Annotated in this window: 2 protein-coding genes; both read right to left on the bottom strand. The window is 59.1% G+C overall.

From position 1 onward, the window contains the following. Nucleotides 1-221 precede the first annotated feature (221 nt). A complete protein-coding gene (locus tag J0A65_RS23820; RefSeq protein ID WP_206596755.1) occupies nucleotides 222-428 on the bottom strand; it encodes a hypothetical protein in 207 nt (68 codons plus the stop codon). Nucleotides 429-707: 279 nt separating this feature from the next. Further along, a complete protein-coding gene (locus tag J0A65_RS23815) occupies nucleotides 708-902 on the bottom strand; it encodes a hypothetical protein (protein WP_206596754.1) in 195 nt (64 codons plus the stop codon). Nucleotides 903-1,102: the final 200 nt, after the last annotated feature.

The following is a 1,102-nucleotide window of genomic DNA, read 5'->3' as shown; positions in this document are numbered from 1 at the left end:
AAACGCAACTGCTCACTGGCGCAGCTGCACGTCAGGCATTCGCCGAGCGGATGGCGCGTGACGGCTTCGACCCGCAGGCAGAGGGCGTTCAGGTACTCGGGGACTGAAGCGAAGCGCGGGCTTCGACGGCGAGCAGCTTTGCCGTTCCCCTGTTTCAGCGCTGTTCTTGACGCAGTCGTTCGGTGGCCATGGCTAGTTTCGCTGACGTGCAGCATCCAGCGCTATTTGACGCAGTCCAGTTCGGCTACCTGCTCGAACGCCCCGGAGTCGATCACCGGCAGCGAGTGGGGCGCTTCAACCCGTTCCTTCAACTTGCTCGAGAACGCCATTGCAGACGGCTGACCGTTGAAGCTCATCTTCAGCGAGCCTGTACAGACGATCCATTGCTCGGTCCCCTTGCTCTCAACCTTTTCAATCGAGATATCCATGCTGCCTCCATCGGTATACGGGTTCAGATCGGCAGGTCGGGTAAAAAAAAGGCCAACCATGCGGTTGGCCTTGCCTAGTAGGTATGAGCAGCACCCACTTGCTCAGGGTGCTGCTCCAATCTCCCTCTACGACATTGCAAAAAAATGACGATAGCCGCGTTTCTCGGCCTGTCCACTCGTCCGACGCTGATGCGCTGCAACATTTCAGTAACATTCATTGCCTACCTTGCACGCGTCTAAACCGAGGGTTTCACCTTGATCCGCAACGTACGCAAGTCGCTAGACTCCATAGCAAGCAACAATGAAGACGCGGCATTCGCGCTGATGCGCGCCGCAGAGAACACTCGGGATGAGGTACTGCGCCAGCAGATGCTCCGCCTCGTCCACCGCCTCAATCAGGATGCCGTAGACCTTCGCATGCTGCGCGACGAGGTCTCCTACGTAGGCGAGAAACGCGCCTGAGCCGGCAATCATCCGCTACCAGGTACCGCCCCCCCTCGCAGGATCATCAGGCTCCTGTAGCGAGCAACGAGGGGGCGAACCTACGTCTTGAAAGTGGCGGAAGGCAGTGAGAGTCGAACCCGTTTGAACCGCTGCCCGTTGCTGCCCTTCCCTGCCCAACGCTAGAAAAATCGCGGCTTTCGCCCCTTCCTTCCTGCCCACTGCGGCCCTGT

This window comes from Bowmanella yangjiangensis, assembly GCF_017255015.1.
Taxonomy (GTDB): domain Bacteria; phylum Pseudomonadota; class Gammaproteobacteria; order Enterobacterales; family Alteromonadaceae; genus Bowmanella; species Bowmanella yangjiangensis.
This window is presented reverse-complemented; position numbering and strand designations above follow the sequence as displayed.